Below are 22111 nucleotides of genomic sequence, written 5' to 3'. Positions count from 1 at the left end.
ATCCTCGGCCCAGGAGATCGCCGAGAACAGCCCTTTATCCTAGATCTCTCCCCGTGAACGGCGCGAGGGGACGTGCCATGCGGTCCAGGCACGTCCTCAATCATTAACCTATTATTCCGCCGCGATCCGTTCCACGCCGTTGGCCTGGATGATCTTCTCCAGCAGCGCCAGCTCTTCCTGCGTGAGATCCGTCAAAGGCGGACGCACCGGCCCCGGATTCTGGCCGAGTACCCGAAGCCCGGCCTTGATGATCGAGACGGCATAGCCCTTTTTGCGATTGCGCAGGGCGACGAAGGGGAAGAAGAAGCCCTTCAGGATTTCGTCGACGGTCGCCTGGTCGCCGGTGCGCAAGGCGCCGTAAAAGCGCTGGGCGAGCGCCGGGACGAAGTTGAAGACGGCCGATGAATAGGTCGTCACGCCGGCGGCGAAATAGGCCTGGGCGTAGACTTCATGGGTCGGCATGCCGCCGACATAAACGAGGCGGTCGCCGAGCAGGGTGGTGATCTCGATCACCTTGTCGACGTCGCCGACGCCATCCTTGAAACCGATCAGGTTCGGGCATTCGGCGGCCAGGCGGGCGATGCTGTCGGCGGTCAGCACGGCATTGTCGCGATTATAGACGATGACGCCGATGCCGACCGATTGGCAGACCGCCTTGACATGGGCGATCAGTCCGGCCTGTTCGGCAAACATCAGATAAGGCGGCAGAAGAAGCAATCCGTCCGCGCCGGCCCTCTCGGCCGCCTGTGCGATCTCGATGGCGAGCGACGTGCCGTAGCCGGTTCCCGAGATGATCGGCGTCTTGCCAGCCGATGCCTTGGCGGCTTTGACGACCTCAGGGATCTCGCTCGGATTGAGAGAGAAGAATTCACCGGTGCCGCCGGCGGCAAACAGAGCCGCGGCGTCGTAACCGGCAAGCCATTCGACATGGCGGCGGTATTTCGCCTCGTCGAATTTAAGCTGATCGTCGAAATGCGTGACCGGAAACGAGAGCAGGCCACTGCCGACGGCCTTCTTCAATTCAATCGGGTTCATCTTCAAGTCCTGTTCCTTAGGTGTTGAGAATCGTGTCAGGCGCTCTCGAGCACTTGCAGAAGTGCCGCGATGTAGCCGTAACAAAAGGCAAATGCGGTGGCGGACGGGTCCTTGCCGCTGACGGTCGGCACATGGTCGGGCATCAGCATGTACTTGTATCCGACCTCCTTGTAGATCCTGGCCGAGCGGACCATGTCCATGTCGCCCTCGTCCGGGAAGGTCTCCATGAAGGAGAGCTTGCCGCCGCGAATATTGCGGAAGTGGACGTTGAAGATCTTGTTGCGCTCGCCGAACCAGCGAATGATGTCGTCGATCTCTTCGCGCGGATTTTCGAGCATCTCGCCGACCGAGCCCTGGCAGAAATTGAGGCCGTGATAGGGGTTCTCGCGCATCTGCACGAATTTCTTCAGCCCTTCCACCGTGCCGAGCACGCGCGTGACGCCGCGATAGCCGGGCGGCGTATAAGGGTCGTGCGGATGGCAGGCGAGCCTGACGCGATTGCTTTCGGCGACTGGCACGACGCGCTCGAGGAAGTAATCGATCCGTTCCCAGTTTTCATCCTCGGAGAGCACGCCGGCAAGACCGGGGGCTGCCTGCTGATCGGTCTTCTCCCAGCGGAAGCTCGCATTCATCGAGCCGCCGCGTCCCGGTTCGTCGGGCGTGCGGGGAATGCCGATCAGGTTGAGATTATATTTGACGGCCGGAATGCCGGCCGCCGCGACATCCTCGATCATCTGGCAAACCGCATCGATCTGCCGGTCACGCTCAGGCCCGGCAAGCAGGATGTCGGGATAGGAAGCCTTCTCGATCGGCTGCGAGGGCAGGGGCAGCTGGATCATGTCGAGGATCAGGCCGAAGCTTTCGACCTTGTCGCGATGACGCTCGATATCGGCAAGCGTCCAGCTGCTCGGCGCTCCCGGCGGATCGGCGCTGATATGCTTCACTCCCAATTGCGCGAAGATCCGATAATCGTCATCGTCGCGCGCCGCCACCTGTGTTCCAAGATACATCAGAGACCTCTCCAGATTCAACAATGTCATATGACATAATATGAATTCCTGAGGGTGTCGAGCCCTATTGCTGTTCGGCGAGCATCCGATAACGGCGTTGGCTCGCCATCAGATGCGCGCGCATCGCCTGGCGGGCACGGTCGGGATCCTGATCGGCGATCGCCGACAGGATGTCCACATGCTCGGCATAGACCTTCTGCAGATACTCGCGGTCATTGGCGTCCGGCAGCGTCGGAAACTGCCCACGGGGGATGGCGCGCGGGCCGAAATGACGGAGAACATCGACATAGAACCGGTTGTTGGTGGCGGCGGCGATCGCCATGTGAAAGGCATAATCCGCCTCGACGGTCTGCTGTCCGCTTTCGATCAGTTGCGCCATTCGGCGGTTGGCCTCCCGGATCGCCGCTTCCTGCTCGGCCGTGCGGCGATAGGCGGCAATCGCTGCCGCTTCACCCTCGGTGGCCATGCGAAACTCCAGCAATTCCAAGGTTTCCGGGATGCTTTTGATTTCCACCGGCGTCAGCGACATGACCGAATGAACCTTCGGATCCGCAACGAACACGCCTTTGCCTTGGATCGGCCTAACGAAACCTGCAGCCCTCAAATCCGCAATCGCCTCGCGCACCACGGTGCGGCTGACGCCGAAGGTCGATTCGAGCTGCGGCTCGGTCGGCAGCTGGTCGCCAGCGCGCAATTTCCCCGTCTCGATTTGTGCTCGCAGTTGATCGATGACCTGCTGCGCCAGTCTTTGCCGACCACGGCCAAGTGTCGTCATTCTCGTTTCCCCAGTTTCTGTGCCTCACGTCTTCCGCACGGGTCTTGCAAATCAAATCGGACTTCGATAAATCATAATACGACATACGGACGACATAATATGTCTCTTATAGTAATCCAGGGAGGAGTTACAATGAAGCATTTTTCGAAAGGCCTGTTCGTCGGCGCCGTCATCGGCGCGCTGACGATCGCTGCGCCGCTCTCGTACGCCGCCACCCCAAAGGACCAGCTTGTGCTCGGGACATCGCTGGCGCAGGTCCTGTCGCTCGATCCGCATCAGGCGACCGAGGGCAAGGCGGTCGAGATCATGTCGAATCTCTACGACCGGCTGGTCAACAGCACGCCGGATGGCAAGATCGTGCCGCAGCTGGCCGAAAGCTGGAAGGTCGATGACAAGGGCATCACCTTCACGCTGCGCCAGGCCAACTTCGCCTCCGGCAATCCGGTGACGGCGAAGGACGTCGTCTATTCGCTGGCACGGCTCCTGAAGCTCGACCAGGCTGCCGCCGCCAACCTCAAGCGCGTCGGCTACGACAAGACCAATGTCGACAAGCTCGTCACGGCAGTCGACGATAAGACGGTGCGCATTGATTTTTCCGGCCAGGTGACCGCCGAAATGCTGCTCTACCGGCTGACGACCTCGACCACCAGCGTCGTTGACAGCGTCGAAGTCGAGAAACATGTCGCTGACAATGATTACGGCAATGCCTGGATGCGCACGCATTCGGCCGGCTCCGGCCCGTTCACCCTGAACCGGTGGTCGCCGAACGAACTCGTGATTCTCGACGCCAACAAGGATTATGTCACCGGCGCTCCGAAGATGAAGCGCGTCATCGTCCGCCATGTGCCTGAAAGCCAGGTCGAGCGGCTGATGCTCGAACGCGGCGACATCGATATCGCCAGCGCCATGACCGCAGCCGATCTCGCCACCTTCAAGGACAAGCAGGGCTTTACCATCCAGCGCATTCCCACGGGCGGCTTCTACGTGCTGTCGATGAATGCCGGCAACCAGTACCTGTCCAACCCGAAGGTTCGCGAGGCCATTGCCTACGGCATCGATTATAAGGGCATTGAAAAGACCATCATGGGGCCCTACGGGCGGGCGAGAAACGTTCCGGTTCCGGAGAATTTTGAGTCTGCGATCCCGAACCCCGACTGGCATCTCGATGTCGAAAAGTCCAAGCAGCTGTTGGCCGAAGCAGGGTTCAAGGACGGCTTCTCGCTGACGCTGAAGACGATCGCGCAGACGCCGCGCATCGATCTTGCCACGGCTATCCAGGCGTCGCTTGCCCAGGTCGGCATCAAGATCGACATCCAGCAGGGCAACGGCTCGGAAATCATTGCCGCCCACCGCGCCAGGGATTTCGATCTGCTGATCCCGCAGACCAGCGCCTACATGCCGAACGTGCTCGGCTCGATGGAGCAGTTCTCCTCCAATCCCGACAATTCGAAGGAAGCCAACAACGCCGGCAACTTCGTCTGGCGCTCGGCCTGGGACATCCCGGAGCTGACGGCTCTGACGGCCAAGGCGTCGATGGAGCCGGACGCCAAGAAGCGCGGCGAGCTCTATGTCGAGATGCAGAAGATGTTCGTCGAACAGAAGCCGGCGGTGCTGCCGATGTTCGAACGCTTCGAGCCGATCGTCCTGTCGAGCAAGGTGCAGGGATATGTAGGCCATCCGACCCAGCTGACGCGGCTTGAGGGCGTCACGAAGTCTGAAACCCAGTAATACTCCCGAGGCAGCCGATCATGAAGGAACTCTCTGTAGCCGAATTTGGCCGACGCCTGGCGCATCTGCTCGTCAGCCTGTTCATCCTCCTATGTGTGACCTTCGTGATCGGCCGCGTCCTGCCCACGGATCCCGTCGGCGCGATCGTCGGCGAACTCGCCGATCCCGCCGCCTATGCGGCGATGCGGACGCGTCTGGGGCTCGATCTGCCGATCTATCAGCAGTTCTTCCTCTATCTGAACGGGTTGGCGCATGGTGATTTCGGCACGGCCGTGCTCACCGGCAATCCCGTCTCTTCGGACCTCGCTCAGGCCTTTCCTGCGACATTCGAACTTGCGACGCTGGCGGTGATCATTTCGACCTTTGTCGGTGTTCCGCTCGGCCTGGTCGCGGCACTGTTTCGCGACAGCCCGATCGACAAGGTCGCCCGCGTCGTCTCCCTCGTCGGTCATTCGATCCCGGTGTTCTGGTTCGGCATCGTCGGGCTCGTGATTTTCTACGCCGGCCTGAACTGGGTCGGCGGGCCGGGCAGGGTCGATGTGTTTTACGAAGGCCTCGTCACCCCGCAGACCGGGCTGCTGTTGGTCGACAGCCTCCTGCAGGGCGAGACGGAAATCTTCTGGAATGCGCTCGGCCATATCATCCTTCCGGCCATCATCCTCGCCTATGCCGCGATGGCCTACATCACCCGTATGACCCGCAGCTTCACCTTGGAACAGTTGAGCCAGGATTATGTCATCGCCGCCCGCGCCAAGGGTGTCAGCCCGATCGGCACGATCCTGCGCCATGTCCTGCCGAATATCGCGGTGCAGCTCATCACCATCCTTGCCATTTCCTATGGCGGGCTGCTCGAAGGCGCAGTCGTCACCGAGATCGTTTTCTCCTGGCCGGGGATCGGCCAATATATGACGAACGCGCTGATGATCGGCGACATGAACGCAATCGTCGCAGCCACCATCATCGTGGGATTCATCTTCATGTTCCTGAACTTCCTGGCCGATGTTGCCTACGCCTTGCTCGATCCGCGCATGCGGGAGGCAGCCCGATGAGTGACGCCGTCCACAGCGCGATCCGCATCCGTCCGCCGAGCATCCCAAGCCGCGTTGCCGCCTCGTTCGGGCGCGCCGGCCGCAAGCTGGCCGACGAGCCGCTCGGCCTTGCCGGCTTCGTCATTGTTGGGCTCCTTTGCGTAGTTGCGATTTTCGCGCCGCTTCTGGCCCCCTACGATCCCACTATTCAGTCGCTTGGCGATGCTTTGCAGCCTCCGAGCGTTGCCCATCTCGCCGGCACGGACGAATTTGGCCGGGACATTTTGAGTCGCCTGATCTTCGGCACGCGCATCACCATCCAGACCGTGTTGTCGGTCTCCCTGATCGTCGGCCCGATCGGGCTGCTGATCGGCGTCGTCGCCGGCTTCTTCGGCGGCAATACCGATGCTTTCCTGATGCGCGCCACCGATATCGTGTTGTCCTTTCCATCGCTGATTCTGGCGCTTGCCTTTGCTGCCGCCCTGGGCGCCGGCCTGGGCACGGCCATCATCGCCATCTCGCTCACCGCATGGCCGCCGATTGCAAGGCTTGCCCGCGCCGAGGCGCTTGTCGTCAGAAATGCCGACTACGTGGTCGCCGCCCGCCTTTACGGCGCTTCGCCCCTCCGCATCCTGCTTCTCTATATCGCGCCGATGTGTATTCCGTCGGTCATCGTGCGCCTGACGCTCAACATGGCGGGCATCATCCTGACGGCGGCCTCGCTCGGCTTCCTCGGCCTCGGCGCCCAGCCGCCGGCACCGGAATGGGGCGCGATGATTTCCAACGGCCGCAAATTCATGCTCGATTATTGGTGGGTCGCCGTCATGCCCGGTATCGCCATCCTGCTGACGAGCCTTGCCTTCAACATCGCCGGAGATGCTCTGCGCGACATTCTGGACCCCCGCCATGCAAGGTCGTGACATGCAAGATCGTGATCAGCAGCCCGTTCTTTCGGTCAAGGAGATGAGCGTCCGTTTCGGGCGCGGCGCCGTGCCCGCCGTCTCCAATGTCAGTTTCGACGTCGGGCGCGAACGTGTGGGAATCGTGGGCGAATCCGGTTCCGGCAAGTCGACCACCGGTCGTGCCGTCATGCGTCTTCTGCCGCCGGCCGCCATCGTCTCCGCCGGGCGCATGGATCTTGCCGGCAGCTCGCTGCTTGCAAAGACCGAGCGCCAGATGGGCGCGCTGCGCGGCAAGGACATCGCGCTGATCATGCAGGATCCGCGCTATTCCTTGAATCCGGTGCTGTCGATCGGCAAGCAGATCGCCGAGGCCGCCCGCCTTCATCTCGGCCTGCGCGGCAAGCCAGCGCAGGATGCGGCTCGCGCCATGCTCGAGCGGGTGCGCATCACCGATCCCGAGCGGGTCATGGCGCTTTATCCCCACCAGATCTCGGGCGGCATGGGCCAGCGGGTGATGATCGCCATGATGCTGCTGGCGCGGCCGAAGCTTGTGATCGCCGACGAGCCGACCTCGGCGCTCGATGTCAGCGTTCGCAAGGACGTGCTGCTGCTGCTCGACGAGCTGGTGCGCGAGAACAATTCGGGCCTGCTGTTGATCAGCCACGACATTCGCATGGTCGCGGCCTTCTGCGAGCGTATCATCGTCATGTATGCCGGACGGATCGTCGAAACGCTGACCAGCCTTGCAGAGGCCCGTCATCCCTATACGCGCGGGCTGATAGCAGCGCTGCCCGATCCGAAAAATCCGGTTCGCCGGCTTGCCGTTCTCGACCGGGCGAAATTCGATCCGGAGGCGGCGCAATGATCAAAGTCCGTGACCTCGATGTTGTCTTCACCTCGGGCAAATCAAGCAACCATGTCGTCAGGGGCATCAGTTTTCAAGTCAATCAGGGCGAGACGCTCGGCATCGTCGGCGAATCCGGCTGCGGCAAATCGACGGTGCTGCGCTGCCTCGCCGGCATGGAGGCCGGTTGGACCGGTCAGATCGAGCTTCGCGGCAAGCCGATCGGCAAGAAGCGCTCCCGCGAGGAACTGACCTCAGCCCAGATGGTGTTTCAGGATCCTTACGGCTCCCTGCATCCGCGCCATCGCATCGGCACTGCGCTTGCCGAACCGCTGCGCGCCATGCGCCATTCCGACATCTGGTCGAAGGTCGAAAGGGCTTTGATCCAGGTGGGCCTGCCGGCAAGCTTCGCCAACCGTTTCCCGCACGAACTTTCCGGCGGCCAGCGGCAGCGCGTGGCGATCGCCCGGGCGCTGGTCCTGTCGCCGCCGATCCTGCTGCTCGATGAGCCGACATCGGCGCTCGACGTCTCGATCCAAGCCGAAATCCTCAACCTGCTTGCCGACCAGCGCGAGGAGAAGGGACTGACCTATCTGCTCGTCAGTCACGACCTCGCGGTCATCGCCCATATGTGCGACCGGGTGCTGATCATGAAAAACGGCGGCTTCGTCGACGAACTCACAAAGGCGGACCTGCAGGCCGGCACGACGCATGATGCCTATGCGCAGGAGCTGTTCGAGGCGAGCTTCTTGGAGGCTTGACGGGTCGTTGCGCAGCCGAGACTCACGCTGGGCTGCAATAGCGGGCGAAAGCCTCGAGGAAACGGCGCATCTCCTGCTGATGCCGAGGCGCGGAAAGATGCTCGGCAATTTCTTCCGGGGAAAGCTTCATCAGATGGAAGCGAAGGAAGAGATGCTCGTTGAAGCGCTCGCTCAGCGTGGCGAGAACGATGCGAAGCTGCTGCAGCATGTCGTCGCCGCGATGCGACGCGTGCGCAAGCACGATCGGTTTGCCGATCACTTCGTTACGGGAGACGAGCCAGTCGATGGCGTTCTTCAGCCCGCCGGGGATTGACCTGATATATTCGGGGCTCGCCAGGATCAGTCCATCCGCATCCGTGATCGCCTTTGCAAGAGCCGCCACTTCGGAAGGAGGCTCGGGAAGTTCGAGATCGGGCGAGAAGACCGGGAGCTCGCCAACACGATCATAGACCGAGAGCGTATGCGCCGGCCCGGCAGCCGACTGGAGGGCATATAGCACGGCGGTATTGGTCGAGGCTCTGCGGGCGCTTCCGGATATTGCCAGGAATTTCATGACCGGCATAACCTCACGCGATTGGCTTGATGTGATCCGCGGCAGCCGGATGGTGGACGGCTGCGATGCTGCTTCTTTCGACGACATGGCAGGCAAGCTCGACACGGCGGCACGGCAAGGCGAGGCCAAGCATCATGTCGCGCAAGAGGTCGAGCGCGGTGGCGCCGAGTTCGCGCATCGGGATGTGCACCGTCGACAATGGCGGATTGAGAAAGGCCGATTGCGGCAGGTCGTCTATGCCCATGACGGAGACATCCTGCGGCACGGCATAACCCATCGCCTGCAGCCCGCGCACGGCGCCGTTGGCGAGACTGTCGCCCGCCGTCAGAACGGCGGTGAAGCAAAGGCCCTTGTCGCCGACGAGACGGGTGATCGCCTCGGCGCCGAGTTCCGGCAACCAGTCCTCGACCTCGAGCACCAGGTCGGCATCGGCCGTCAGTCCATGATGCTGCAGCGCGTCGCGCCAGCCCTCCAGGCGCCGCTCGATGGTCCGCCGTCCCGGCCGCAGCATGAACAGGATGCGTTGATGGCCGGCCTCGATCAACCGCTCGGCGGCAATGAACGCGGCCGATCGGTTGCAGGGCGTCACGCTCGAAAGCCGCATGTAAGGGTCGTCGCTGTTGACGAGCACGACGGGCTTTCCGAGATTGGTGGCCGCCGTCAGCATGTCCTCCTCGTCGACTGTCAGGATCAGCATGCCGCCGAAACTTGCATCATTGCGCATCTCGGCGATGACGCGGGTTTCATCAGCCTTGTCGGTGACCGGGCGCATTGCCATTTCGATGCCGAGGGCGGACGCGCGCGCGTTCAATCCTTCGAGCACGTGGAGCGTGAACTGGTTGCGGACATAGTCGATCATTGCCGCGCCGGATGCGACGAGCATGACCTTCTTGCCGGCGACACTCGCCGGCAGCGCGTAGCTGACAGCGCTCGCCGTTTCCAGCACCAGCTTGCGGATCTCGGGCCTGACGCCCTTTTCGCCGGCGAGGGCGCGCGACACCGTGCTGATCGACACGCCGCACCGGGCGGCGATGTCGTCCAGGCGTGTGCGCCTGCCCTTTTTCTGCTCCGCAGCCATCTCATCTCCTCGCTCGAACGAAGTATGCAAAAATCTTTCAGATTGCGCAAACGGAATGGCTATGCACAATTGACGTGTCAGCGACAGGCGCAGAGCAGGGAGGCTTTGAAGATGCGGTTTGACGGCAAGTCCACGCGTCGGCGTTTTGCTCGGCGTGTTAAAGCTCAAGCGGGCTGAAGCATGGCCGCCGAAGAATCCTATCTCCGCCGCAAGACCGGGAAACAGAGCCCGATCGTCTACTGGCAACTCGGCCCCCTCGCGCAGGCACGCTACGATGTCGCCGACCGGCCGATGGAAGGGAGCATGGATCCGTTTTTCTTCGTCACCAAGACGAAGAATTTCATTCCGCATGAATATCCCTGCCGCACCGAATTCAAGGCATCCTTTTCCGGCCGAAGACCGCAGCCGGCGACCGAATTCGAGGCCGTCCGCTGGTGGCTTCCCTTTTCATCGCCGCGCGTCGATCTCTCCGGCTTCTGGTTTCGCCCGACGCGCATCGGCTGCTGGGCGCGCACCTTCCTCGATGCGCAGTCGGCGGGACCAGCCACGCTGCGCCTGTCGACCTGCGGCGGCGCCGTCCTCTTCGTCAATGGGGCCGAGCGGGGCTTCATGGCGCCTTACGTGCGCAATCTGGAAGCCCAGCAGACCTTCGAAGTGGAGTTGACGGCGGGGCTCAACGAGATCCGCATCTATTTCGACGATCTCGCCGAGCGCGACGCCCGCTTCTATTTCCAGCTGGATTATCTCGATGGACCGGAGGTCGAAACATCGGTGCCTGTTCCCATCGCCGCCGGTGACGCGGACGGGCTGGAGGCAATCCTCGAAGGCATGCGCTTCGACCGCGCCGCCTATCTCGGCGAGGACGTGACGATCCTGTTTCCCGCGCCGCTGCCGGTGGCGTTGAGCTGTCATGTCGAGATCGAAGGCGACTTCATGTCGGTCGAGCGCTTCGACTATGATTTCGCGCTGGAAAAAGGCGCGACCCAGCTGGAACTCGGCCCCTCGGCTGATATGCCCGCTGATTTCCGCCATTTCCGGATCACGTTTAAAACGGGCGGCCTATCGCTCGGCCGCACGCTCGGCGTCGAAATCTGTCACGTCCAGCGCCAGGGGCAGGCGCCCGCCGCGCTAGACGATCGCGTCGCCGAGGCGCTTGCCGAGGTCGCCGCCCATTCCGAGCCCGATACGGTCTGCGCCTTCGCGCGGCTGGCCTTGGGGCAGGGCGGCGAAGAGACCGAGGCGATGATATCGGCGATGTTGCCGGTGATCGAGGATTGTCACGATTGCGCGGACTTCGTGCTGGTGCCGCTGCTGTTTGCCTATACCCGCTGGAGCGACCTCTTGTCGGAAGGGCTGCAGCAGCGGATCGAGCACGCCGTTCTCAATTACCGCTATTGGATGGACGAGCCGGGCAACGACGTTCAGTGGTATTTTTCGGAAAACCACGCGCTGCTCTTCCACACCGCCGCCTATCTCGGCGGCAGGCTGTTCCCTGATGCCGTCTTCGTCCGTTCCGGCCGTACCGGCGCCGAGCAGATGAAGGTCGGCGACGAGCGGGTTCGCGCCTGGCTCGATCATTTCGAGCGCTGGGAGATGGCTGAGTGGAATTCCGTTCCCTATTTCCCGATCGACCTCAAGGGGCTGACGGCGCTTGCCGCCTGCGCGCCGGATGAGACGATCCGTGCTCGCGCCAATGCCAGCATCGTCCGGCTGATGGAGATCGTCGCCCGCTCGGCCCATCATGGCATGCTGACCGGCAGCCAGGGCCGCTCTTATGAACATACACTGCGGCCGGGGCGCTCGGTCGAGCTGTCGGCCATTGCTCGGCTGCTCTGGGGGCGCGGCTGGTACGGCCGTCGCGTCCACGCGCTGCCGCAGCTTGCCGTCTGCATCCGCGATCATGGCCTCCGTTTCCCGGAAGCGCTTGCTGAAATCGCCGCGCACCACTCCGACGACGCGCAGGAATGGACCTTTTCTCAGGGCGAGAACCGTTTTGCCGCCCTCTACCATTATAAGACACGCGACACCGCGATCGGCACCATCGCCCACTACCGCCCCGGCGCCTGGGGTTATCAGGAGACGGTTCTGCATTTGCGTTTGGGCGAGCGGCCGGAAGCGCAGATCTGGATCAACCATCCCGGCGAAACCATCCAGTTCGGCTACGGCCGGCCGAGCTTCTGGGGCGGCTGCGGAACGCTGCCGCGCGTGCATCAATATCGTGACCTCGCCATTCTCGATTTCGACATTCACGAAGGCCAGCCGGATTTCACCCATGCCTGGTTCCCGCTCGAAGCCTTCGACGAGACTTTTGTCGACGGCAAGCTGGCGCTCGCGCGCGCCGGCAATGGTCTGGCGATGCTGATCGGCAATGGTGTGCTCGAACCGGTGAAGCATGGTCCGACGACGGATATCGAGCTGCGCCTGGCCGGCCCCAACGGCCGCTGGATCGTCCGCCTCTCCGATCTCGGGCGCGAAGACGGCCTCGACGGCATGCGGGCACGTTTCGCCACGCTTGCCGCCCGCCGCGGCAATGAGGGCGCCTTGATCATCGAGGACCCGGATTATGGTCAGGTCGTCTTCGAAGAGGACGGTACCGTGCGCGCCGAAGGCCGTATTCTCAAGCCGTCGGACTGGTCGGTGCGGGGAGACGCGGTACATCTTGAAATAGCGGGCAGGCAGCAGCGGAGCGCTGCCTCTTAATGACATGTCCGGACAGGTGGAGGACCTGCCTGGATGCAGAAGTTCATCGGTCAAGAGGAGGAGACTATGACCAGAATGAAATCGATCGGCGCGGCCTTTGCTGCGGTTCTCTTGAGTTCCGTCGCCGCCCAAGCCGGCGACGTGCGCATCATGTGGTATTCGGATGGCGGCGAAGGCGAGGTGATCAAGGATCTGCTGGCGCGTTTCTCCAAGGCCAATCCTGATGTCAACGTCATCCTCGACGAAGTCTCCTACGACGTCGTCAAGGAACAGCTGCCGGTGCAGCTGGAAGCCGGGAAGGGACCTGACATCGCCCGCGTCACCAATCTGAAGGCGCAGGCGCAGCACTGGCTCGACCTTCGCCCGCTCCTCGCCGATGCGAAATATTGGGACGAGAATTTCGGCGCTCAGGCCGATTGGATGCGTCCTGACGGCTCGAACGCCATCACCGGCTTCATGACCCAGCTGACGCTCACGGGCGGCTTCGTCAACAAGACGCTGTTCGAGCAGGCCGGCGTCGAAATTCCCGGCCCGAAAGCCACCTGGGACGACTGGGCGGCGGCGGCCAAAAAGGTCGCCGACAGCCAGAAGGTCTTCGCCATGGCGATCGACCGTTCCGGCCACCGCGTCTCAGGCCCGAATATCTCCTATGGCGCCAACTATATCGCCGCCGACGGCAAGCCGGCGCCCATCGATCAGGGCGCCAAGGAATTCCTCAGCCGCTTCGTCAAATGGAACGAGGACGGCACCGTCAACAAGGACGTCTGGGTCAGTGCTGCCGGAAGCACCTATCGCGCTGCGGCCGAGGACTTCATCAATGGCGGTCTCGCCTATTATTATTCCGGCAGCTGGCAGGTTTCGGGCTTCGCGCAGAAGATCGGCGACAGTTTCGACTGGATCATGGCCGGAAGCCCCTGCGGCACGGTGGCCTGCAGCGGCATGCAGGGCGGCGCCGGTCTCGTCGCCGTAAAATACACCAAGAACCCGAAGGACGTCGCCAAGGTGATGGACTACCTGGCAAGCGCCGACGTGCAGAAGGAATTTGCCGAGCGCAGCCTGTTCATTCCGGCGCACAAGGGCGTGGCCGCCGGCCAGGTGGACTTCAAGACCGATAATCCGCATGTGAAGGCGGCGCTGAAAGCTTTCGTTGAATCGGCCGGCCAGACGGCCCCTGCTGCGATGAAATTGCCGGGCTGGAAGTGGTCTGACGCCTATTACAGCGCCATCGTTGCGCGCATCAGCCAGGTGATCGCCGGCGAGATGAAGCTCGACGACGCCTACGCCCGCATCGACGAGGACATCAAGGCCAAGGTCGGCGGCAACTGACGGACGAACGAATGGCGGAGAAGACGGTTTCTTCCGAACCTGCGGCGAAAGCCGGTCTGCAGCAGGCGCTCCTTGCGCCTGTCAGGCTCGCCATGGGGATCGTCGATATCCCGATGCGCGCCTGGCAGAAGCTGACGGGGGTGAACGGCATGGCCGGTGTCTTCCTGGCGCCCAACATGCTGATCTTTTCCATCTTCGTCCTCCTGCCGCTGGTCATCAACTTCATTTATTCGACGACGAGCGGCGGCGCCATCTTCCTGCCAAACAGGACCTATGTCGGCGCCGAGCAGTACCGCATCCTCTTCGATTGCCGCTCCTATCTCGACCCCTCGACCTGTGCGGCCGACACCTTCTGGGCCGCGGTGCGCAACACCGCGGTCTTCGTCGTCTTTCAGGTTTCGGCCATGCTGGTCGCGGCACTCGCAACGGCGTTGATTCTCAACCGCGAGCTTTCCAATCGTGGCTTCTGGCGCGCCGTCTTCTTCTTCCCGGTGCTGCTGTCGCCCGTCGTCGTCGGCCTGATCTGGAAGTGGATCCTGCAGCGCCAGGGCCTGCTGAACTATGCGCTGAGCCCCTTCGGCTTCGAGCCCTTCTCCTGGCTCAGCGATCGTTTCTGGGCGTTCTTCTTCGCCGTTTTCGTCTCGGTGTGGGCGCACATGGGCTTTTATGCGCTGATCCTGCTCGCCGGCCTGCAGGCGATTCCGAGGGATCTCTATGAGGCGGCGGCGATGGACAAGGCGAGCCCCACCCGAATTTTCCGGCGCATCACCCTGCCGCTCTTGATGCCGAACCTCATCGTCGTCCTGGTCCTGGCGCTGATCCGCGCCGTGCAGATCTTCGACGAGGTTTTCGTGCTCACCGGCGGCGGGCCCGGCACCAGCACCATGTACATCACCCAGTTTATTTACGAGACCGGCTTTGCCAGTTCGCTGCGCAATCCGGGGCTCGCATCGGCCGCCTCGATCCTGATGGGCATCGTGCTCGTCATCCTGACGCTGATCCAGCTTGCCGCAAGCAGCCGCAACGAGAAGAAGGGGAAACGCCAATGAGCGCTGTCGGCGCCTTCCTGCTACGTCGCCGTGGCCGCGGCTGGCACTGGACGGATGTCGTCACCTGGATCTGGCTGATCTCAGGCGTCATCCTGATGTTCGGCCCGGCCATCTGGCTGGTCTTCTCCTCCTTCAAGACGCCGGCGGCGCTCGCCGAGTTCCCGCCGTCCGTCCTGCCTTATGTCACCGAGCAGGCCGTGGTGCCGGGATACGACAAGCCGTTGCCGCTCTATAACGTGACGATGCCGGATGGCAGCACCCGTGTGCTCGCCGAAGTGCGCCGCATTGGCATCATGGGCCAGATGGTCGATCCGAAACAGCCTGATGAAATCGTCAAGGTCAACATCAAGGACCGCACGCCGGTGCGTGAGGTCGAATTCGCGACCAACAACTACACCGAGCCTTTCCAGCGCTTCGACTTCTTCCTGTTCCTGCGCAACTCGGTCTTCGTGACGGTGGTGGCGACGGCCATCACCCTGTTGGTCAATTCGATGGCCGCCTTCGCGCTGTCGAAATACCAGTTCCCCGGCCGCACCGCCGTCATGCTGATGATCCTGGCAACGCTGATGGTGCCGCTCTCGGTGATCGTCGTGCCGCTCTATTCGGTCATCGGCAGCTTGAACCTCTTCGACAGCCTCTGGGGCGTCATCCTGCCGACCGTCGCCACGCCGACGGGCGTCTTCCTGTTGCGCCAGTACATGCTGACGATCCCCGACGAGCTGATCGACGCCGCGCGCATGGACAAGGCCAGCGAATGGCAGATCTACTGGCGCATCATCCTGCCGCTGTCGGCACCGGCGCTGGCGGTACTGGCGATCTTCTCGGTGGTCTGGCGCTGGAACGATTTCCTCTGGCCGCTGATCGTGCTGTCGCGCAAGGAACTCTACACGCTGCAGGTCGGCCTCAACGTCTATGCCGGCGAGCTCAATGTGCAGTGGCACTATATCCTCGCCATGACCGTCGTCTCGATGATCCCCGTCGTGCTGATCTTCGTTTTCCTGCAGCGCTTCATCACGACGGGTATCGCCGGCTCGGGGCTGAAATAATAGGAAACAGGAGAGCGCATGAGCGGACTCGAGCTCAGGAACATCGTCAAGAATTTCGGCGTCGTCGAGGTGATCCGCGATGTCTCGCTTGAGGTCAACGACGGCGAGTTCGTCGCTTTCGTCGGCCCGTCCGGGTGTGGAAAATCGACGTTGCTGCGCCTGATCGCCGGTCTCGACAAGCCGACGGGCGGTAGCATCGCCATCGACGGCAAGGACGTCACCGCGATCGGTGCGGCCGACCGCGGCCTTGCCATGGTCTTCCAGTCCTATGCCCTTTATCCGCATATGAGCGTGCGGGAAAACCTTGCCTTCGGCTTGGAGAACACCAAGGTGGCCAAGGCCGAGATCGAAGCACGCATCGCTGACGCCGCGCGCATGCTGGAGATCGAGCCGTTTCTGCAGCGCCGCCCCGGCCAGCTCTCCGGCGGCCAGCGTCAGCGCGTCGCGATCGGCCGCGCCATCGTGCGCCGGCCGGATGCCTTCCTGCTCGATGAACCGCTCTCCAATCTCGATGCCGAACTTCGGGTGAGCATGCGCGCCGAACTCGCCGCTCTGCACGCCCGCCTCAAGGCGACGATGATCTACGTTACCCATGATCAGGTCGAGGCGATGACGCTCGCAAACCGGATCGTCGTGCTGAGAGGCGGCAGGATCGAACAAGTGGGGACGCCGCTTGAACTCTACAACAAGCCGGCAAACCGCTTCGTCGCCGGCTTCATCGGCGCGCCGCACATGAATTTTCTGGAAGCCTCGATCGTCGGCCATGACGGCGGTTTCGCGCAAGTCGAAACCGTGGGCGGCCATCGCCTTTCCGTCGTCGCCAGGGAGGCGCGCCCGGCGGGCGAGAGGGTCAGCATCGGCATCCGGCCACAGCACATCACACTTGCGGATGCAGCCGCCGCAGGCAGGCTGGACTCGCGGATCACCCTTGTCGAGGAGCTGGGTTCTGAAACCGTCGTCCATACCGAAGCCGCCGGCAAGAAGCTGATCGCCGTCTTTGCCGGCCAGCAGAAGATGAAATCGGGCGACAGCCTGCCGCTCCATCTCGACCCCGAGGTTCTGCACCTTTTCGGCGAGGACGGCCGGCGTCTGTCTTGATGCTTCAGCGTCCGTCCACAAGGGCGCCATTCGTCAAATCGCAGCTTCGCTCTGCCGTCCGCAAGAGAGCCAAAGTCTCAGAGCGAAGTAAGCGCAGGCAATTAGCGATGACGGCACGGCAAAAATGAAAAAAACAGACAAAAGACGAAGATCAATCTGGCCAATATAATAAAGATAAAACCAAAGAAAAAACAAATGTTAGCGCTGACCAGAAAAATGGACGTGAATGTACTTGTTTATATTTTAAAATATATAAGAAATATATCCCGGCCATGACTGGTATGGAAAAAACAAATTTTAAAAATAATGTTATCAGTCCGATGTTTCCAAAAAACATAGGGACATGGGCCAAAGTCATGCCCACAAAATACGATTGAAAGAGCAGGCCTCTCTGAGGCATTCCGAGATTGAGTTTCTTCATATTCGTGTTCGAGTCGCGTTATAGTCTATGATGCTATCTAAATGCCGACCAGCTTCAAGGTCACAAAAAAGCCCGCGCCGGAATGGAGGGCGCGGGCCAAGTTTAATGTCATCACAGCCTTAGTGGCTGTTCTTGTGGCTTTGTTGACCAGCCTTTACATGCTGCTCATGGCTGCCGCCGCGGGATCCGCTGGACTGCGCGTCACGGCCGCCTGAAGAGGCGCTGCGGGAATTGGAGTCGTTCTTGTGACTCTGCTGCCCAGCCTTGACGTGCTGTTCATGCGTTCCACCTTGGTTTGCCATTTGGTTTCTCCTTGGTTTTGAACTGAGGCCACGTCGACCTCGAGTTCACAACCTCGCTCCGGCGCATGCGTTCCGCATTTTAATATTTCGTGATCTCGCCGGAAAATGAGGATGAGGAAGCGGACCGGGCGGGTCGGGAGCTCGCCTGCCATTTCGTTGGCCATCGGGAGAAAGCGGAAAAATCCCGGTGTTCTCCAGCGCCGCCGCGTCCGCTTGGCGCGGCCCGCAGCCTCGCTTCGACAACCGTCCCTCGACAAAAAGGTTCCAGGAAATCAGCCGCATCCGTTCCGGTTCACGGCTCTGTTGAGGCCGCTCGACTCTTTTCAAATAGATGGTCCGCTCTAACTTACAGGGGAGCTGAGGAAAGGAGAAAACCATGACCGACGCACCGAAAACGGCGACCCCGGCGCGAAGAGTGTTGCGTGGCCGCCCCTACAGCATGAGCGAATTTGCCAGAAAATACCGGTTGGACGACAAGGAGGCCAAGCGCCTCTATGACAAATTTGGCCCCTCCGCCACCGAGCTCGACCTGTTGATGGCTGCCAAGCGCCGTCCGCCGCGGCTCCCCACCAAGCTCGACTCCTGACGGCCGTCCATGAGGATCAGGACGGGAAGCTGCCTTTGCGGAGCGGTCGCCTACCGGGTGGAAGGCGAGCCGCTTCGCGTCGGCCTCTGCCACTGTGCTGATTGCCGCAAATCGAGTGGTTCCGCCTTCGTCTTCTTCGCGCTCTGGTCTCGCTCGGCTTTCTCCCAAAGCGGCGAGATTGCCACTTTCGCTGGCCGCAGCTTCTGTCCCACCTGCGGCAGCAGGCTTTTCTGCCTTCAGGAGGCGGCGGTGGAAATCCGCCTCGGCTCGCTCGATAGCCCGCCGACGGATCTTGAGCCGGACCATGAAGTCTGGATCAAGCGGCGCGAAGCGTGGCTGCATCCGCTGCCGGGTGCCGGGCAATATGCCGAGGATGCCGATTGACGGTCGGCAATTGCTGCCTGTCGGGAGCGCGAAAGCGCTGCAGATTTTTGCGCGAGAGGCGCCGCTGGGCGGAAACTTGAGTTTTCTTACCAATATTTCATTTCACCTGTCCGCAATTCCGTGCCAGTTCGGCGGCAACGCTAATTCCCGGTTCATCTGCGGTGTGATTATTTCATTGCAGGCCGATGCGGCCACTGACTGATCGAGGATGACATGAACAAGATCGTAAGCGGCGACGAAACCGGAGCAAAGGCCGGCGCGACGCCCGATCTCGCCGCGGTGCTTGCCGCTTCGGGACGGCAGAACAGGCGGAGCCGCTGGCGCGCCCGCCTGCTCGTTGTGCTGATCCTCCTCGCTGCCGCCGCGGCGGCCGCTTACTTCTACATCGGCCGAGGGCAAAGTGAGGTGAGCTACACCACGCAGCCGGCAAAACGCGGCGACCTGACGGTGCTTGTCACCGCCACCGGTTCGGTGCAGCCGACCGAGCAGGTGGACATATCGAGCGAGCTTTCGGGCACCGTACGCGACGTCAACGTGGATTATAACAGCATGATCAAGGCGGGCGACGTGCTGGCGCTGCTCGACACCAACAAGCTCGAGGCGGATGTGAAGAGCTCGCGCGCCAAGGTCAATTCGGCCAAGGCAAACGTCGCCAAGGCCAATGCCGATCTCGAATCGGCGAGCACCTCGCTCGAGCGGTTGAAGAGCCTGGTCAGGAGCAACGTCTCCACCCAGCAGAGCCTCGACGATGCCACTTACAAATATGATTCCGCCGTGGCCGCCAAACAGATCAACGAAGCCGAGGTGCTGGCCTCGGAGGCCGACCTGCAGCTTGCCGAGGTCAATCTCGCCAAGGCAAAGATCGTCTCGCCGATCGACGGCGTGATCCTCACCCGGTCCGTCAATCCGGGCGCCACGGTTGCCGCCTCGCTTTCGGCGCCCATTCTCTTCACCATCGCCGGCGATCTGAAGAAGATGGAGCTGCAGGTCGATGTCGACGAGGCCGATGTCGGCAAGATCGCCGTCGGCCAAAAGGCGATATTTACCGTCGATGCCTATCCCGACCGGTCCTTCCCGGCCGAGATCGAGCAGATCCGCTTCGCCTCCGAAGTGGTCAACAACGTGGTGACCTACAAGGCGGTGCTCTCGGTCGACAACGCCGACCTGCTGCTGCGCCCCGGTATGACGGCGACCGCCGATATCACCGTCGAGGCCGTCAAGGATACGCTGATGGCGCCGAACGCGGCGCTGCGTTATGCCCCCCCGCAGGCGGAACGGCGCGGCCGCGGCATTCTCGGGATCTTCGGGCCGCCACGCCGGCGCGGCGGTAATTCCGGTGAGGTGCTGACGGGAGCGCAGCGCCGCGTCTGGGTGCTGCGCAACGGCCGCGCCACGCCCGTCGTCATCCAGGTCGGTTCGTCCGACGGCCAGTTCACTCAGGTGGTCTCCGGCGAACTCAAGGAAAATGACGCATTGGTGACTGACGCCACGGTGCGGACGAATTAGGCGGAGAGACGGATGGCAAGCCCGCCGCTCATCGAATTCAGGAAGGTCTCGAAGATCTACGGCGAGGGCGAGGCGGCGATCCGCGCTCTCGACCATGTCGATCTTGCGATCGATGCCCATGAATTCGTCGCGATCATGGGGCCGTCAGGCTCCGGAAAGTCGACGGCGATGAACATTCTCGGCTGCCTCGATGTGCCGACATCGGGCGACTACATCTTCCAGGGCATCCCGACCAGCGGCTTCGACCGCAGCCAGCTGACGCTATTGCGCCGCCACATGCTCGGCTTCGTTTTCCAGGGCTTCAACCTCTTGTCGCGCACCTCAGCCGCAGAGAATGTTGAGCTGCCGCTGATCTATCGCGGCATGGCAGTGCGTGAACGGCGCGAAAAGGCGCGCGAGGCGCTGGCGCTGGTCGGCCTGTCGGGCCGCGAGCATCACAAGACGCAGGAGCTCTCAGGCGGTCAACAGCAGCGCGTCGCCATCGCCCGCGCCATCGTTACCGAGCCGGCGCTGCTCCTCGCCGACGAGCCGACCGGCAATCTCGACACGAAGACCAGCTTCGAGATCATGGAACTGATGACGCGGCTGAACCGCGAGCACGGCATCACCATCGTCATGGTCACGCACGAGTCCGATATCGCCGCCTATGCCGGGCGGCTGCTGCGCTTCGTCGACGGCCAGCTGGAGAGCGAGGTCGAGCAGGCCAGGAGGACGGATCATGTTCTTTGAGACGTTGAAGCTGGCGTTGCGTGCCATCAACCGCAACATGCTGCGCTCCTTCCTCACCGTGCTCGGCGTCGTCATCGGCGTTGCCGCCGTCATCGCGCTGGTGACGATCGGCAACGGTACGACCGCGCAGGTCTCGACCGAACTGTCGCGGCTCGGCACCAACATGCTGTTCGTTCGTCCCGGGCAGTTCGGCCCCGGCCGGGTGAGTTCCGAGGCCAAACGCTTCAGCCTCAAGGATGTCGCCGCCATCCGCGACCAGATCGGCGGCTTGAGGGCGGTGGCGCCGCTCAACCAGTCAACGGCAACGGTGGTTTTTGGCGGCCAGAACCATTCGACCAGCGTCTCCGGCACCACCAACGATTATTTCGTCGCGCAGGACTGGAACCTGGCGCTTGGCCGCAATTTCACCCCCGCCGAGGAGCGCGGTCAGTCCCGCTGCATCATCGGTGAGACAGTGCGCTCGCAACTCTTCGGAGCCGCCGATCCGCTCGGCCAGCAGATCCGCGTCGGCAAGGTTTCCTGCCCGGTCATCGGGGTGCTGGCCAGGCGCGGCCAGTCCGGCATGGGCACCGACCAGGACGACGTGGTCATCATGCCGGTCAAGGTGTTCCAGCGGCGCATCAGCGGCAACAGCAACGTGCCGCAGATCATCATTTCGGCGCGCGATGGTGTCTCGACAGCCAAGGTGCAGGCCGATGTCGAAAATCTGCTGCGTGAGCGCCGCAAGATCATTCCCGGCCGCCAGGACGATTTCAACGTCAACGACATGACGCAGATCGCCGAGGCGATGACCGGCACGACGACACTCTTGACCGGCCTGCTCGGCGCCGTCGCCGCGATCAGCCTGCTCGTCGGTGGCATCGGCATCATGAACATCATGCTCGTCTCCGTCACCGAGCGAACCCGCGAAATCGGTATCCGCCTGGCGATCGGCGCGCTCGAAAACCAGGTGCTCACCCAGTTCCTGGTCGAGGCGGTGGCGCTGTCGCTCTTCGGCGGCATCACCGGCATCGTGCTCGGCCTGAGCCTCGGCCTGGTGGCGGTCACCCTCCTGAAAGTCCCCTTCGTCTTCAGTCCGATGATGGTCGCCGTCGCCTTCCTCTTCTCCGCGGCAATCGGTATGATCTTCGGCTATTTTCCGGCGAGACGGGCAGCGCAGCTCAATCCGATCGAGGCGTTGCGACACGAGTGAAGGGCGGACGCGCGGTTCGGTCGTGCGGACCTGCGAATTTGGGTTTCACTCCTTGGAT

Annotated in this window: 22 protein-coding genes; 16 read left to right on the top strand and 6 right to left on the bottom strand. The window is 62.3% G+C overall.

What is annotated here, in order from left to right:
• Nucleotides 1-111: 111 nt before the first annotated feature.
• The 3 genes from kdgD to HJC00_RS16340 form a co-directional block, all read right to left on the bottom strand.
• Nucleotides 112-1035, bottom strand: coding sequence for a 5-dehydro-4-deoxyglucarate dehydratase (gene kdgD / locus HJC00_RS16350; protein ID WP_221164363.1), 924 nt, complete (start codon nucleotides 1033-1035; stop codon nucleotides 112-114).
• 35 nt (nucleotides 1036-1070) lie between these two features.
• The gene (locus tag HJC00_RS16345; RefSeq protein ID WP_210631414.1) at nucleotides 1071-2045 is read right to left on the bottom strand and encodes a mannonate dehydratase; all 975 of its coding nucleotides are present in this window, start codon (nucleotides 2043-2045) and stop codon (nucleotides 1071-1073) included.
• 64 nt (nucleotides 2046-2109) lie between these two features.
• The gene (locus HJC00_RS16340; RefSeq protein ID WP_221164362.1) at nucleotides 2110-2820 is read right to left on the bottom strand and encodes a FadR/GntR family transcriptional regulator; all 711 of its coding nucleotides are present in this window, start codon (nucleotides 2818-2820) and stop codon (nucleotides 2110-2112) included.
• Between the two features lie 132 nt (nucleotides 2821-2952).
• On the opposite strand from HJC00_RS16340, the gene HJC00_RS16335 reads away from it, so the two are divergent.
• The 5 genes from HJC00_RS16335 to HJC00_RS16315 are packed head-to-tail and all read left to right on the top strand — an operon-like array spanning nucleotide 2953 to nucleotide 8083.
• Nucleotides 2953-4548, top strand: a complete 1596-nt coding sequence (locus HJC00_RS16335; RefSeq protein ID WP_210631412.1) for an ABC transporter substrate-binding protein — start codon at nucleotides 2953-2955, stop codon at nucleotides 4546-4548.
• A 20-nt stretch (nucleotides 4549-4568) separates the two neighbouring features.
• The gene (locus HJC00_RS16330; protein WP_221164361.1) at nucleotides 4569-5597 is read left to right on the top strand and encodes an ABC transporter permease; all 1029 of its coding nucleotides are present in this window, start codon (nucleotides 4569-4571) and stop codon (nucleotides 5595-5597) included.
• A complete protein-coding gene (locus HJC00_RS16325; RefSeq protein WP_221164360.1) occupies nucleotides 5594-6496 on the top strand; it encodes an ABC transporter permease in 903 nt (300 codons plus the stop codon). The genes HJC00_RS16330 and HJC00_RS16325 overlap by 4 nt, the downstream gene beginning before the upstream one ends.
• A 1-nt stretch (nucleotide 6497) precedes the next feature.
• Complete coding sequence (locus HJC00_RS16320; RefSeq protein WP_221146588.1) at nucleotides 6498-7343, top strand: ABC transporter ATP-binding protein; 846 nt, start codon at nucleotides 6498-6500, stop codon at nucleotides 7341-7343.
• A complete protein-coding gene (locus tag HJC00_RS16315; RefSeq protein ID WP_221164359.1) occupies nucleotides 7340-8083 on the top strand; it encodes an ABC transporter ATP-binding protein in 744 nt (247 codons plus the stop codon). The genes HJC00_RS16320 and HJC00_RS16315 overlap by 4 nt, the downstream gene beginning before the upstream one ends.
• Before the next feature lie 22 nt (nucleotides 8084-8105).
• Here the strand turns inward: HJC00_RS16315 and HJC00_RS16310 are convergent, their stop codons facing one another.
• Both HJC00_RS16310 and HJC00_RS16305 read right to left on the bottom strand, forming a co-directional pair.
• Nucleotides 8106-8636 carry an NADPH-dependent FMN reductase gene (locus tag HJC00_RS16310; protein ID WP_221164358.1) on the bottom strand — a complete coding sequence of 177 codons (531 nt, stop codon included), beginning with the start codon at nucleotides 8634-8636 and terminating at the stop codon, nucleotides 8106-8108.
• Nucleotides 8637-8649: 13 nt separating this feature from the next.
• The gene (locus tag HJC00_RS16305) at nucleotides 8650-9714 is read right to left on the bottom strand and encodes a LacI family DNA-binding transcriptional regulator (protein ID WP_221164357.1); all 1065 of its coding nucleotides are present in this window, start codon (nucleotides 9712-9714) and stop codon (nucleotides 8650-8652) included.
• A 180-nt stretch (nucleotides 9715-9894) separates the two neighbouring features.
• On the opposite strand from HJC00_RS16305, the gene HJC00_RS16300 reads away from it, so the two are divergent.
• From HJC00_RS16300 to HJC00_RS16280, 5 genes are all read left to right on the top strand, one after another.
• Entirely contained in the window at nucleotides 9895-12414 is a 2520-nt protein-coding gene (locus HJC00_RS16300) for a hypothetical protein (protein ID WP_221164356.1), read from the top strand.
• 66 nt (nucleotides 12415-12480) lie between these two features.
• Nucleotides 12481-13740: an ABC transporter substrate-binding protein gene (locus tag HJC00_RS16295; RefSeq protein ID WP_221164355.1), complete on the top strand. Its 1260-nt coding sequence runs from the start codon at nucleotides 12481-12483 to the stop codon at nucleotides 13738-13740.
• 11 nt (nucleotides 13741-13751) lie between these two features.
• The gene (locus HJC00_RS16290; protein ID WP_210631403.1) at nucleotides 13752-14789 is read left to right on the top strand and encodes a carbohydrate ABC transporter permease; all 1038 of its coding nucleotides are present in this window, start codon (nucleotides 13752-13754) and stop codon (nucleotides 14787-14789) included.
• Nucleotides 14786-15835, top strand: coding sequence for a carbohydrate ABC transporter permease (locus tag HJC00_RS16285; protein ID WP_221146593.1), 1050 nt, complete (start codon nucleotides 14786-14788; stop codon nucleotides 15833-15835). The genes HJC00_RS16290 and HJC00_RS16285 overlap by 4 nt, the downstream gene beginning before the upstream one ends.
• An 18-nt stretch (nucleotides 15836-15853) precedes the next feature.
• The gene (locus HJC00_RS16280; RefSeq protein WP_221146594.1) at nucleotides 15854-16933 is read left to right on the top strand and encodes an ABC transporter ATP-binding protein; all 1080 of its coding nucleotides are present in this window, start codon (nucleotides 15854-15856) and stop codon (nucleotides 16931-16933) included.
• A 540-nt stretch (nucleotides 16934-17473) separates the two neighbouring features.
• Here the strand turns inward: HJC00_RS16280 and HJC00_RS33025 are convergent.
• On the bottom strand, nucleotides 17474-17656 hold the full coding sequence (locus HJC00_RS33025) for a hypothetical protein (protein ID WP_221146595.1): 183 nt from the start codon (nucleotides 17654-17656) through the stop codon (nucleotides 17474-17476).
• 376 nt (nucleotides 17657-18032) lie between these two features.
• Here HJC00_RS33025 and HJC00_RS16270 point away from each other — a divergent pair, with 376 nt between their 5' ends.
• From HJC00_RS16270 to HJC00_RS16245, 6 genes are read left to right on the top strand one after another with little or no spacing between them, the layout of a single operon-like run.
• Nucleotides 18033-18242: a hypothetical protein gene (locus HJC00_RS16270; RefSeq protein WP_064708964.1), complete on the top strand. Its 210-nt coding sequence runs from the start codon at nucleotides 18033-18035 to the stop codon at nucleotides 18240-18242.
• 9 nt (nucleotides 18243-18251) lie between these two features.
• Nucleotides 18252-18626: a GFA family protein gene (locus HJC00_RS16265; protein WP_210631398.1), complete on the top strand. Its 375-nt coding sequence runs from the start codon at nucleotides 18252-18254 to the stop codon at nucleotides 18624-18626.
• Complete coding sequence (locus HJC00_RS16260; protein ID WP_210631397.1) at nucleotides 18616-18828, top strand: hypothetical protein; 213 nt, start codon at nucleotides 18616-18618, stop codon at nucleotides 18826-18828. The genes HJC00_RS16265 and HJC00_RS16260 overlap by 11 nt, the downstream gene beginning before the upstream one ends.
• An 11-nt stretch (nucleotides 18829-18839) precedes the next feature.
• The gene (locus tag HJC00_RS16255) at nucleotides 18840-20132 is read left to right on the top strand and encodes an efflux RND transporter periplasmic adaptor subunit (protein WP_210631396.1); all 1293 of its coding nucleotides are present in this window, start codon (nucleotides 18840-18842) and stop codon (nucleotides 20130-20132) included.
• Between the two features lie 12 nt (nucleotides 20133-20144).
• On the top strand, nucleotides 20145-20861 hold the full coding sequence (locus HJC00_RS16250) for an ABC transporter ATP-binding protein (RefSeq protein WP_210631395.1): 717 nt from the start codon (nucleotides 20145-20147) through the stop codon (nucleotides 20859-20861).
• The gene (locus HJC00_RS16245; protein WP_221164354.1) at nucleotides 20851-22053 is read left to right on the top strand and encodes an ABC transporter permease; all 1203 of its coding nucleotides are present in this window, start codon (nucleotides 20851-20853) and stop codon (nucleotides 22051-22053) included. Before HJC00_RS16250 ends, HJC00_RS16245 begins: the two co-directional genes overlap by 11 nt.
• Nucleotides 22054-22111 lie beyond the last annotated feature (58 nt).

Source organism: Rhizobium sp. NLR22b (assembly GCF_019685295.1).
Lineage (GTDB): Bacteria > Pseudomonadota > Alphaproteobacteria > Rhizobiales > Rhizobiaceae > Rhizobium.
The sequence above is the reverse complement of the archived record's forward strand: the minus strand, read 5'-3'. Positions and strand labels throughout refer to the sequence as shown.

What these genes read in the sequence shown, in the direction of transcription:
- kdgD (WP_221164363.1), bottom strand. Translation starts at nt 1,035, where the DNA reads ATGAACCCGATTGAATTGAAGAAGGCCGTCGGCAGTGGCCTGCTCTCG.
- HJC00_RS16345 (WP_210631414.1), bottom strand. Translation starts at nt 2,045, where the DNA reads ATGTATCTTGGAACACAGGTGGCGGCGCGCGACGATGACGATTATCGG.
- HJC00_RS16340 (WP_221164362.1), bottom strand. Translation starts at nt 2,820, where the DNA reads ATGACGACACTTGGCCGTGGTCGGCAAAGACTGGCGCAGCAGGTCATC.
- HJC00_RS16335 (WP_210631412.1), top strand. Translation starts at nt 2,953, where the DNA reads ATGAAGCATTTTTCGAAAGGCCTGTTCGTCGGCGCCGTCATCGGCGCG.
- HJC00_RS16330 (WP_221164361.1), top strand. Translation starts at nt 4,569, where the DNA reads ATGAAGGAACTCTCTGTAGCCGAATTTGGCCGACGCCTGGCGCATCTG.
- HJC00_RS16325 (WP_221164360.1), top strand. Translation starts at nt 5,594, where the DNA reads ATGAGTGACGCCGTCCACAGCGCGATCCGCATCCGTCCGCCGAGCATC.
- HJC00_RS16320 (WP_221146588.1), top strand. Translation starts at nt 6,498, where the DNA reads ATGCAAGATCGTGATCAGCAGCCCGTTCTTTCGGTCAAGGAGATGAGC.
- HJC00_RS16315 (WP_221164359.1), top strand. Translation starts at nt 7,340, where the DNA reads ATGATCAAAGTCCGTGACCTCGATGTTGTCTTCACCTCGGGCAAATCA.
- HJC00_RS16310 (WP_221164358.1), bottom strand. Translation starts at nt 8,636, where the DNA reads ATGAAATTCCTGGCAATATCCGGAAGCGCCCGCAGAGCCTCGACCAAT.
- HJC00_RS16305 (WP_221164357.1), bottom strand. Translation starts at nt 9,714, where the DNA reads ATGGCTGCGGAGCAGAAAAAGGGCAGGCGCACACGCCTGGACGACATC.
- HJC00_RS16300 (WP_221164356.1), top strand. Translation starts at nt 9,895, where the DNA reads ATGGCCGCCGAAGAATCCTATCTCCGCCGCAAGACCGGGAAACAGAGC.
- HJC00_RS16295 (WP_221164355.1), top strand. Translation starts at nt 12,481, where the DNA reads ATGACCAGAATGAAATCGATCGGCGCGGCCTTTGCTGCGGTTCTCTTG.
- HJC00_RS16290 (WP_210631403.1), top strand. Translation starts at nt 13,752, where the DNA reads ATGGCGGAGAAGACGGTTTCTTCCGAACCTGCGGCGAAAGCCGGTCTG.
- HJC00_RS16285 (WP_221146593.1), top strand. Translation starts at nt 14,786, where the DNA reads ATGAGCGCTGTCGGCGCCTTCCTGCTACGTCGCCGTGGCCGCGGCTGG.
- HJC00_RS16280 (WP_221146594.1), top strand. Translation starts at nt 15,854, where the DNA reads ATGAGCGGACTCGAGCTCAGGAACATCGTCAAGAATTTCGGCGTCGTC.
- HJC00_RS33025 (WP_221146595.1), bottom strand. Translation starts at nt 17,656, where the DNA reads ATGGCAAACCAAGGTGGAACGCATGAACAGCACGTCAAGGCTGGGCAG.
- HJC00_RS16270 (WP_064708964.1), top strand. Translation starts at nt 18,033, where the DNA reads ATGACCGACGCACCGAAAACGGCGACCCCGGCGCGAAGAGTGTTGCGT.
- HJC00_RS16265 (WP_210631398.1), top strand. Translation starts at nt 18,252, where the DNA reads ATGAGGATCAGGACGGGAAGCTGCCTTTGCGGAGCGGTCGCCTACCGG.
- HJC00_RS16260 (WP_210631397.1), top strand. Translation starts at nt 18,616, where the DNA reads ATGCCGATTGACGGTCGGCAATTGCTGCCTGTCGGGAGCGCGAAAGCG.
- HJC00_RS16255 (WP_210631396.1), top strand. Translation starts at nt 18,840, where the DNA reads ATGAACAAGATCGTAAGCGGCGACGAAACCGGAGCAAAGGCCGGCGCG.
- HJC00_RS16250 (WP_210631395.1), top strand. Translation starts at nt 20,145, where the DNA reads ATGGCAAGCCCGCCGCTCATCGAATTCAGGAAGGTCTCGAAGATCTAC.
- HJC00_RS16245 (WP_221164354.1), top strand. Translation starts at nt 20,851, where the DNA reads ATGTTCTTTGAGACGTTGAAGCTGGCGTTGCGTGCCATCAACCGCAAC.